The 8,460-nt window shown below is 52.0% G+C and carries 12 protein-coding genes; 3 read left to right on the top strand and 9 right to left on the bottom strand.

The features are described from left to right. The first annotated feature begins 247 nt into the window (after nucleotides 1-247). The 3 genes from RUMCAL_RS15435 to RUMCAL_RS14515 all read left to right on the top strand — a co-directional run bounded on the left by RUMCAL_RS15435 (nucleotide 248) and on the right by RUMCAL_RS14515 (nucleotide 1,112). Nucleotides 248-397, top strand: coding sequence for a hypothetical protein (locus tag RUMCAL_RS15435; protein ID WP_021681807.1), 150 nt, complete (start codon nucleotides 248-250; stop codon nucleotides 395-397). 83 nt (nucleotides 398-480) lie between these two features. Then, entirely contained in the window at nucleotides 481-714 is a 234-nt protein-coding gene (locus RUMCAL_RS06205; RefSeq protein ID WP_040647294.1) for a TM2 domain-containing protein, read from the top strand. Further along, nucleotides 711-1,112, top strand: a complete 402-nt coding sequence (locus RUMCAL_RS14515) for a DUF2752 domain-containing protein (RefSeq protein WP_021681805.1) — start codon at nucleotides 711-713, stop codon at nucleotides 1,110-1,112. The genes RUMCAL_RS06205 and RUMCAL_RS14515 overlap by 4 nt, the downstream gene beginning before the upstream one ends. Before the next feature lie 53 nt (nucleotides 1,113-1,165). Here RUMCAL_RS14515 and atpC read toward each other — a convergent pair whose 3' ends face one another. The 9 genes from atpC to RUMCAL_RS06155 all read right to left on the bottom strand — a co-directional run bounded on the left by atpC (nucleotide 1,166) and on the right by RUMCAL_RS06155 (nucleotide 7,942). Continuing rightward, nucleotides 1,166-1,582: an ATP synthase F1 subunit epsilon gene (atpC, locus tag RUMCAL_RS06195; protein WP_021681804.1), complete on the bottom strand. Its 417-nt coding sequence runs from the start codon at nucleotides 1,580-1,582 to the stop codon at nucleotides 1,166-1,168. Between the two features lie 10 nt (nucleotides 1,583-1,592). Further along, nucleotides 1,593-2,987: a F0F1 ATP synthase subunit beta gene (gene atpD / locus RUMCAL_RS06190; RefSeq protein ID WP_021681803.1), complete on the bottom strand. Its 1,395-nt coding sequence runs from the start codon at nucleotides 2,985-2,987 to the stop codon at nucleotides 1,593-1,595. A gap of 245 nt (nucleotides 2,988-3,232) precedes the next feature. Beyond that, nucleotides 3,233-4,129 carry an ATP synthase F1 subunit gamma gene (gene atpG, locus RUMCAL_RS06185; RefSeq protein WP_021681802.1) on the bottom strand — a complete coding sequence of 299 codons (897 nt, stop codon included), beginning with the start codon at nucleotides 4,127-4,129 and terminating at the stop codon, nucleotides 3,233-3,235. A gap of 1 nt (nucleotide 4,130) precedes the next feature. After that, nucleotides 4,131-5,639 (bottom strand): F0F1 ATP synthase subunit alpha, encoded by a 1,509-nt coding sequence (atpA, locus tag RUMCAL_RS06180; protein WP_021681801.1) that lies wholly within the window; start codon nucleotides 5,637-5,639, stop codon nucleotides 4,131-4,133. A gap of 9 nt (nucleotides 5,640-5,648) precedes the next feature. Then, complete coding sequence (gene atpH / locus RUMCAL_RS06175) at nucleotides 5,649-6,152, bottom strand: ATP synthase F1 subunit delta (RefSeq protein WP_021681800.1); 504 nt, start codon at nucleotides 6,150-6,152, stop codon at nucleotides 5,649-5,651. Further along, nucleotides 6,149-6,661: a F0F1 ATP synthase subunit B gene (gene atpF, locus RUMCAL_RS06170; protein ID WP_051343698.1), complete on the bottom strand. Its 513-nt coding sequence runs from the start codon at nucleotides 6,659-6,661 to the stop codon at nucleotides 6,149-6,151. Before atpF ends, atpH begins: the two co-directional genes overlap by 4 nt. 43 nt (nucleotides 6,662-6,704) lie before the next feature. Then, nucleotides 6,705-6,911 (bottom strand): ATP synthase F0 subunit C, encoded by a 207-nt coding sequence (gene atpE, locus RUMCAL_RS06165; RefSeq protein WP_021681798.1) that lies wholly within the window; start codon nucleotides 6,909-6,911, stop codon nucleotides 6,705-6,707. A 48-nt stretch (nucleotides 6,912-6,959) separates the two neighbouring features. After that, nucleotides 6,960-7,166 (bottom strand): ATP synthase F0 subunit C, encoded by a 207-nt coding sequence (gene atpE, locus RUMCAL_RS06160; protein ID WP_021681797.1) that lies wholly within the window; start codon nucleotides 7,164-7,166, stop codon nucleotides 6,960-6,962. Between the two features lie 44 nt (nucleotides 7,167-7,210). Then, nucleotides 7,211-7,942: a F0F1 ATP synthase subunit A gene (locus RUMCAL_RS06155; RefSeq protein WP_169725993.1), complete on the bottom strand. Its 732-nt coding sequence runs from the start codon at nucleotides 7,940-7,942 to the stop codon at nucleotides 7,211-7,213. Nucleotides 7,943-8,460 lie beyond the last annotated feature (518 nt).

The raw sequence follows: 8,460 nt of genomic DNA, 5'->3' as shown, positions 1-8,460 counted from the left end.
TGCAAACGCCGTATGAAATAAAGTTACCCACCTGTATCGGAAAACACTTGAATATCAACATTAACAATACAGGCAAGGTCAACAATCGGCGTTGGCATGCCCTAGGCGGACAGCGAGGTACGAGCGAATTCCGCCGGACGGTTTCGACACGACAGCATTAGAAACTGCACAAAAATGTTTTTTCTATAATAGCCTCCCTTGAAAAGGGAGGTGGCTGCCCGTAAGGGCAGACGGAGGGATTTCTTCTGTGAAACCTGAAACAAAAGTAAAAGATTTCAGCAGAACCCCTCCACCGCCTCCCCTTTCAGGGGCGGCAATATTGAAAAAAGTCAACCGGCGGGGCGATGCGGGCATCGCCCCCTACTTCAAGAAGTCCCCTAACATAATAAAGCCGTAATTATCACCGCAAATCTCAACTCCCCCTTGACATTCCCCGAAAAATCTGGTATGATACAGAAAAACAAGAAAGGTTTTGAGATTATGGCACAATACGTCACCATTACCAGCGACAAGCGAAAAACGCCGGCTCTGCTGCTGTGTATTCTGGGATTTTTCGGGATTGCAGGACTGCACCGGTTCTATGTGGGAAAAATCGGCACAGGGCTGCTCTGGCTGTGCACCGGCGGCTTTTTCCTGATCGGAACACTGGTAGACCTGTTTCACATTCTGCTGGGCAAATTCCGCGACAATACCGGCGTGCCTCTGCGGCAATGAGCCGCCGCACCGCCTGCCTATGGAGCATCGGGCTGTTCCTTGGAGCAGTGCTGCTGGTCTGCCTGCACCGCCCGCTGCTGCACGTTCTGGAGGCTCTGCCGCTGCCGGACTGCACATTCTACCGAACCACCGGCTGGCTCTGTCCCGCCTGCGGAAATACCCGTGCGGTACTGGCTCTATGCAAAGGGCAGGTGCTCCGTTCGCTTGGCTGCAACCCCATGATCGGCACGCTCTGTGCTGCCCTGCTCTGCTGCTATGCGGAACTGGTCTGCACCGCCATAGGCAAACCACGGCAGATTCTTCCGCGGCGGACGGCCGCACTGGTAATTGTACTTGCGATAGTGCTGGGGTATGACATCGTGCGAAACTTTTTTCCGGCGATCACACTATGCAAATAAAAACACCGCTTCCCAGACTGAGAAGCGGTGTTTTTTCATGCAAAAAACTGCATTTAAATTTCATGATTGTGTCGCTTGGAGATCTTCAGACGGTTCATTGCACGGTTCAAGGCAGCCTGACTGTGGTAGTACTGCATAATGCTCTGCTTATGCAGCAGCCGTTCTTTCGCACGCTCGGCAGCCTCTGCGGCACGCTTGGCATCGATTTCTTCCGGCAGTTCGATGGCATCACCCAGCACCAGCACATAGTCCCGACGCACTTCGGCAAAGCCCTCGCTGATCGCCGCATAGTGCCATTCGCCGTCCACCAGATATTTCAGTTCTCCGGGGCTGACAATGGTGACCATGGACTCATGTCCCGGCAAAATGCCCATCAGACCGTCCACTGTCGGAAACACCAGCTGCTCTGCCGCACCTACATAGAACGGGCGGTCAGATGCCAGAATCTCCAGCTGAAATGTGTTTGCCATAGTACATCCCTCACGATTCCTTCTTCATGCTCTCGGCTTTCGCGATCGCCTCGTCGATAGTGCCCACGTTGAAGAACGCATTTTCCGGCAGTTCGTCCATAGCACCCTCTACGATCATCTTAAAGCCGCGAATGGTTTCCCGCAGCGGTACGTACTTGCCCGGCAGACCGGTAAAGACTTCTGCCACGTTGAACGGCTGTGAGAGGAACTTCTGGATCTTACGGGCACGATATACTGCCAGCTTGTCATCCTCGTCCAGTTCTTCCATACCCAGAATTGCGATAATGTCCTGCAATTCCTTGTACCGCTGCAACAGTTCCTGCACCTTTCTGGCTACCTGATAGTGTTCTTCGCCCACTACGTCCGGTTCCAGAATACGGGAGGTGGATTCCAGCGGATCTACTGCCGGATAAATACCCTGTTCCACGATCTTACGGGACAATACAGTCGTCGCATCCAGATGTGCGAATGTAGTCGCCGGAGCCGGGTCAGTCAGGTCATCTGCCGGCACGTAAACTGCCTGTACAGAGGTGATAGAACCGTTCTTGGTAGAAGTGATACGCTCCTGTAGTTCGCCGACTTCGTTTGCCAGTGTCGGCTGATAGCCTACGGCAGACGGCATACGTCCCAGCAGGGCGGAAACTTCAGAACCTGCCTGTACATAACGGAAAATGTTATCGATAAACAGCAGCACGTCCTGATGCTTTTCATCACGGAAGTATTCTGCCATGGTCAGACCAGTCTGTGCCACACGCATACGGGACCCCGGCGGTTCGTTCATCTGTCCGAATACCAGAGCCGTCTTTTCGATAACGCCGGAATCTTTCATTTCGTTCCACAGGTCATTACCCTCACGGGAACGTTCGCCGACACCGGTGAAAATAGAATAGCCGCCGTGTTCGGTCGCAACGTTGTGGATCAGTTCCTGAATCAGGACGGTCTTACCAACGCCGGCACCGCCGAACAGACCGACCTTACCGCCCTTTGCATACGGAGCCAGCAGGTCAATGACTTTGATACCTGTTTCCAGAATCTCGACTACCGGACTCTGATCGCGGAACGACGGAGCCGGACGGTGGATCGGCCACTTTTCTTCGGTCTTAACTTCACCGGCATCATCGATCGCTTCGCCCAGCACGTTGAACATTCTGCCCAGTGTGGCGGTACCGACCGGCACCTTGATGCAGGAACCGGTGGCGGTGACTTCCATATCCTTTGCGAAGCCCTCCGTAGAGGACAGGCTGATGCAGCGGACGATGCCGTTGCCCATATGCTGTGCCACTTCCATGACACAGGTCTTTCCGCCGTTATCGACGGTCAATGCATCCTTGATCATCGGAAGCTTTCCCGGGAATGCCACATCAATGACAGGTCCTAAAACCTGCACGATTTTCCCTTTTTCCATATCATCATTCCTTTCCAGACGGCGGCGGCACAGCGGGCATCAGATGACACCCGCCGACTCCGCCGCTGCCGAGCCTTCCAATTCTTAGGGCAATACCACACAAAGATTGTGCGACAGATGCGTCGTCAAATTTTTCGTCAACGGAAAATTTGCAAGCAGATGGCGTGCAAAGTCGCCAGACGCTCTTTGCGCGGTATTGCCTTAGACAGCACTGCTTGGTGTCGTGCTGTTCTTAGAACCTGTCTTCACAATTCGGCGGAATTTGCACCGCTGACGATCTCTGTGATCTCCTGCGTGATTGCCGCCTGTCTTGCACGGTTATATTGCAGCGACAGATCCTGTAACATATCCTTCGCACTGGTGGTTGCAGAGTCCATGGCAGACATTCTCGCTTGCTGTTCACTACAGAACGAATCGACCATGGCACCATAGATCATGCCCTTCATAAAGTTCGGAGTCAGATGCTCCATAACGATATTCGGGCTGGGGGAGAACACTGCCTCATGGTGCTTGGTGATCTCGCCCTTACTCTGTACAAAGTGCTCTGCATCCAGCGGAAGCAGCTGCAAAATTTTCGGTTCAAAGGCAATGGACGAAACCATATCGGTATAGATAATATACACATCGTCCAGCTTTCCCTCGTCAAACGCTTTCAGCATTTGCTCCGCAATGCGGCGGGAACGATAGAGCGTCGGGTTCTGGGTGGTATAGATAAACTCTGTATCCACGTCCAGTTCTCCGGCACGGGCACGCCGCTGGAAGTACATTCTTCCCACCTGTCCCATGACGTACAGGTGACTTTGCTTGTGTGCCGCCATTTTCTGCTCTGTCAGCTTGATGATATTGTGGTTATAGGAGCCGCACATGCCTTTGTCCGCAGTGATGACAATATAGCCCACCTTCCGGTCTTCGGGCTTGATCTCCTCCCGTTGATCGAAATACCGCATATCGATGTCCTCCGGTGCACGGGAAAGGATACTCCGCATAGCATACAGCAGCTTATTGAAATAGGGCTGTGTTGCCGCCAGATCCTTTTTCGCCTTTTTCAGCTTGGAGGAGGAGATCAGATACATGGCATTGGTGATTTTCATAATGTCGTTGATGCTCTTGATCCGGTCACGGATCTCACGCATGTTGCCCATTTTAGTTCACCTGCTTCTTATAGGTACGCACCAGTTCCAGCAGCTTTTCTCTGGATTCGTCGGAAAGCTTGCCGGTTTCTTTCATTTCGGTAACGATCGCCGCACCGTTTGCCTCCACATAGTTCATCAGTCCCTCGCGGAATGAACGCAGATCGCTCAATGCCACATCGTCCAGCAGACCGTTGGAGGCTGCGGACAGGATCACGACCTCTTTCCACATTGCCAGAGGGTGATACAGCGGCTGCTTGAGCAGTTCCATCAGCACATGACCGTGATCCAGCATTGCCTGCGTAGCAGGATCCAGATCGGAACTGAACTGTGTAAAGACTTCCATTTCGCGGAACTGTGCCAGATCCACACGCATCTGACCGGAGGCTTTCTTCATCGCCTTGGTCTGTGCGGCACCACCGACACGGGATACAGACAGACCGACGTTGACTGCCGGACGCATACCGGCGTTGAACAGTTCGCTTTCGAGGAAGATCTGTCCGTCTGTAATGGAGATGACGTTGGTCGGGATATAGGCAGAGATGTCGCCTGCCTGTGTTTCGATGATCGGCAGTGCGGTGATCGAACCGCCGCCGTGTGCATCGTCCAGACGGCAGGAACGTTCCAGCAGACGGGAGTGCAGATAGAATACGTCACCCGGATAAGCTTCACGCCCAGGCGGACGGTGGAGCAGCAGGGACATTGCACGGTATGCCACCGCGTGCTTGGAAAGGTCATCGTATACAATGAGCACGTCCTTGCCCTGACTCATGAAATACTCTGCGATCGCCGTGCCGGCATAGGGTGCGATATACTGTACCGGAGCCGGTTCGCTGGCAGATGCAGACATGACAATGGTATACTCCATTGCATCATTCTTTTTCAGGGTAGAAACGATCTTTGCAACTGTCGAGGACTTCTGTCCGATTGCGACATAAATACAAATGACATTCTGTCCTTTTTGGTTAATGATCGTATCCACAGCAATCGATGTCTTACCGGTCTGACGGTCGCCGATGATCAATTCACGCTGACCGCGTCCGATGGGGAACATCGAGTCAATGGAAAGGATACCGGTCTGTAACGGTACATTGACCGATTTCCGGTACGCCACGCCGGGTGCTTCGTGTTCGATCGGGAAATAATCCTCTGCTGTCAGGGGATCGCCGCCGTCGATCGGGTTTCCCAGTGCACCGACAACTCTGCCGATCATTTTCTGCGTTACGCCGATACCGGCACGCTTTCCGGTACGGACAACAGAAGTACCCTCTGTAATGCCATAGTCACTGCCCAGCAGAACGACACCGATGGTCTTGGTTTCCAAGTTCTGTACGATGCCTCGTACACCGGTTTCAAATTCTACCAGTTCGCCGTACATGGCATGCTGCATGCCGAATACCGTTGCGATACCGTCGCCCACACGAACGACTGTACCGGTTTCCTGCACGCCGGACTTCCGGTCGAAGTCCTCTATCTCGCTTTTTAAAACGGATATAATCTCACTTGCATTCATGGTACTCATGTCTTACCCTCACCTCCGTATCAGGCTCTTTCGCATATTGCGGACGGCAGAACGCACGCTGCGGTCATACTCGTCATCGCCGATATGCAGGATAAAGCCTCCCAGCAGTTCCGGATTCTGGTGCAGTTCCAACTGTACCTCCGGTTCGCCGGTTTTTGCACAGATCATTTTTTTCATCGCTGTCAGCTGTGCGTCTGTCAGCGGCGTTACATATTCCAGCACGGCATGAGCACAATGTCTTTGCCGGCGTTCCAATGCTTGATATTCTGAAAAAATCTCCAGTATGCTGTCGATCTGACCGTTTTGGCAGACAACCTTCAGGAAGGTCCGCAGGGATTCCGGAAAGATCCGGTCGATCACTGCAAACTTTTCCGCCTCCGAAATCGTCGGGTTGCTTAGGGAATCCGTCAACAGGGGGCAGTTCTGAAAGGTTTGCTGTGCATCTGCCACGGCATCTGACGCATTTGGCAGCGTCAGCAGCACGGTTGCATAAGATGTCACTGCACCATTCATTCTCCTGCTCCTTCCTCAGACAAGAACGCATTCACCAGCTCGCGGTTGGTCTGGTCGTCCACTTTCTGCTCCATCAGCTTGGAAGCGGCAGCCAGTGCCAGATCGGCGATCTCGCCCTGTACGCCGTCCAGTGTCTGCCGGCGTTCCCGTTCGATTTCCTTCTGTGCTTCTTTGAGGAGCGTGTCTGCCTGCTGTTGAGCCTTGGCAGTGATCTCGCTGCCCTGTGCGTGTGCATTCTGCTCTGCGGTCGCAATGATCTGTTTTGCTTCCTGCTTGGCACCGCTCAGGGTTTCCTCATATGCATTCTTCAGCTTTTCCGCATCAGCGGCATGCTGCTTGGCTTCGTCCATATCCGCCTGCACCATCTGTGCCCGCTTTTCCAGCATGGCATTTACTCTGCCGAAAAGGAATTTTTTCAGAAAGAAAAACAGCACGAGGATATTGATGACGGAAAACAAAATGGTCCAAAAATCAAAATCTAACATATCCACTCTCACAGCTTTTTCCAAGAAAAGCCGTGCTCCTTTCTCTCAGATTCAGAAGGTGGTCCTTTTACTTCATAATGACCATCAGCAGTGCAACAACGAAACCATAAATAGCGGTTGCTTCTGCCAGTGCACAGCCCAGCAGCAGTGCCTTGTTGATCGCTCCGGCAGCCTCCGGCTGTCTGGCAATGGCTTCTGTTGCCTTGGATGTTGCGATACCGATACCCAGACCGGCACCAATACCAGTCAATACTGCAATACCTGCTCCTATCATTTTCAATTCCTACCTTTCTGCCCGCGTTGTTTTGCGGGGGCGTGTTTTTTACTTCATGATAACCATCAGCAGTGCAACAACGAAACCGTAGATGGCGGTTGCTTCTGCCAGTGCACAGCCCAGCAGCAGTGCCTTGTTGATCGCTCCGGCAGCCTCCGGCTGTCTGGCAATGGCTTCTGTTGCCTTGGACGTTGCGATACCGATGCCAAGTCCTGCACCGATACCTGTCAATACTGCGATACCTGCTCCTACCATAGGGAACGCTCCTTTCTGTAGCTGCCGAGTGGGATTGCAGCAAGCTATGCCTGCTGTAACTTCGGCACACTCTCCTCCTCGACTTCCATGCCTTCTGCCATGAACAGCGATGTCAGGAATACAAAGACATACGCCTGAATCAGTCCGTCGAACACATCGAAGTACATGCTGAACACCATCGGGATAATCAGACCACAGACATGTTCGATCAGCTGCATGACAACGAAAGCACCCAGTACGTTACCGAACAGTCGCATACACAGCGACAGCGGACGAATGGCGATCTCCATCACATTCAGCGGTGTCAGCAGAGCCATCGGCTTTGTGAAGGACTTCAAAAAGCCCTTGATGCCGCCCTGAGCCCGAAATGTTGACGCTTCAATGAGGATAATGCTCATCAGTGCCAGTGCCACGGTGACGTTGATGTCCTTTGTGGGAGGCTTCATGCCGAACCCGAACATGCCGATCATATTGGCGATTCCCAGATAGATCAGCACGGTACTCAGATAGGGCACATAGCGTCTGCCGGCTTTGCCCATGTTGCCCTCAAAGAAGTTTGTGAGCCATGTGACCGCCATTTCCAGAAACGCCTGCCGCTTTCCCGGTACGATCTTGAGATTCCGTGTCAGTATCAGTACCAGCACCATAATAATCGCCATAAGGAACCATGTCATGACGACCGATTCACTGATATGGATCGGTCCCACCAGCGGTACGTCAAACGGACTCTCCCAGAGGATCCGGGTATGCAGCTGTTCCTGCAGTTCTTCACCCATTGTATCCACCACCTTTTCTGCATCGTTTTTCCGGAGAGAGAAACAGTGGTTTTCCGCGGAATTCCGCAGGATTCCCTGCTTTTTCCAATTCTCCTGAAAAACGAAAATCAACAGCGTGTTTATTGCTGTTTCCTTTATTATAGGACGATTTTCGAAAAAAGTCAATCGACTTTCATGACGATTTCTACTAGTTTCTTTTCTTGTTTTGTTGCACATTTCACAAAGGCACAACACTTTCCGGAATAATGATAAGTATCCGCCGGATTTAGGTGCTGTTTTTTAAGTAAAATTCCGCTTTTTTGTTAGATATTGCGTTAGTTTTCCCTTTCTCCGGCATTTTTCACAAATTTCACATTGTGAAAAATGCCATTCTTAAACATACTCATGTAAAACGCCCGTGCAGACTGTATTTCCACAAAAGAAAAAGCACTGTGCCCGCAGTATGCAGGACACAGTGCTCTTTTTATGATGAGAAAATTATCGGATAAAGGCAATACCGCACAAAGATTGTGCGACAG

It is taken from the genome of Ruminococcus callidus ATCC 27760 (assembly GCF_000468015.1).
Taxonomy (GTDB): Bacteria; Bacillota; Clostridia; order Oscillospirales; family Ruminococcaceae; genus Ruminococcus_C; species Ruminococcus_C callidus.
Note: the sequence above shows the minus strand (reverse complement) of the source record. Positions and strands in the feature narration are given on the sequence as shown.

Excerpts from the sequence above, each read along its gene's own strand:
- RUMCAL_RS06205 (WP_040647294.1), top strand. The coding sequence starts at position 481 with ATGGCACAATACGTCACCATTACCAGCGACAAGCGAAAAACGCCGGCT.
- RUMCAL_RS14515 (WP_021681805.1), top strand. The coding sequence starts at position 711 with ATGAGCCGCCGCACCGCCTGCCTATGGAGCATCGGGCTGTTCCTTGGA.
- atpC (WP_021681804.1), bottom strand. The coding sequence starts at position 1,582 with ATGGCAAACACATTTCAGCTGGAGATTCTGGCATCTGACCGCCCGTTC.
- atpD (WP_021681803.1), bottom strand. The coding sequence starts at position 2,987 with ATGGAAAAAGGGAAAATCGTGCAGGTTTTAGGACCTGTCATTGATGTG.
- atpG (WP_021681802.1), bottom strand. The coding sequence starts at position 4,129 with ATGGGCAACATGCGTGAGATCCGTGACCGGATCAAGAGCATCAACGAC.
- atpA (WP_021681801.1), bottom strand. The coding sequence starts at position 5,639 with ATGAGTACCATGAATGCAAGTGAGATTATATCCGTTTTAAAAAGCGAG.
- atpH (WP_021681800.1), bottom strand. The coding sequence starts at position 6,152 with ATGAATGGTGCAGTGACATCTTATGCAACCGTGCTGCTGACGCTGCCA.
- atpE (WP_021681798.1), bottom strand. The coding sequence starts at position 6,911 with ATGATAGGAGCAGGTATTGCAGTATTGACTGGTATTGGTGCCGGTCTG.
- atpE (WP_021681797.1), bottom strand. The coding sequence starts at position 7,166 with ATGGTAGGAGCAGGTATCGCAGTATTGACAGGTATCGGTGCAGGACTT.
- RUMCAL_RS06155 (WP_169725993.1), bottom strand. The coding sequence starts at position 7,942 with ATGGGTGAAGAACTGCAGGAACAGCTGCATACCCGGATCCTCTGGGAG.